The organism is Chryseobacterium mucoviscidosis (genome assembly GCF_002177115.1).
Lineage (GTDB): Bacteria > Bacteroidota > Bacteroidia > Flavobacteriales > Weeksellaceae > Chryseobacterium > Chryseobacterium mucoviscidosis.
In genome coordinates, this window is sequence record NZ_MVAG01000029.1 from 1 (window position 1) to 277 (window position 277).

General features: G+C 51.3%; 1 protein-coding gene. It reads right to left on the reverse strand.

Annotated elements, in window-relative coordinates; genetic code table 11:
• A partial coding sequence (locus B0E34_RS22585) for a Gfo/Idh/MocA family protein (RefSeq protein WP_262484709.1) occupies positions 1-277 on the reverse strand: 277 nt, incomplete at both ends.

Below are 277 nucleotides of genomic sequence, written 5' to 3' on the forward strand. Positions count from 1 at the left end.
GAAGCCCCGTTCTCGAAGCGAATTAGCGCATTCGCCATATCCTCCACATTGTTGACAGCAGAACTGTAATCTGCGGCTTTGTAAAATGAAAGATGCTCGATATGGGCACGATTGCCCAGTTTTCGATACGTATTGCCACTCACCGAAACAGGCTTCGGTTTGCCCATCAGATACCAGCATTGGTCGATAATATGTACGCCAAGATCAATGAGCGGGCCACCGCCGGAACGGTTTTTGTCCGCAAACCAGCCTCCGGGATTTCCCAAGCGTCGCAGGA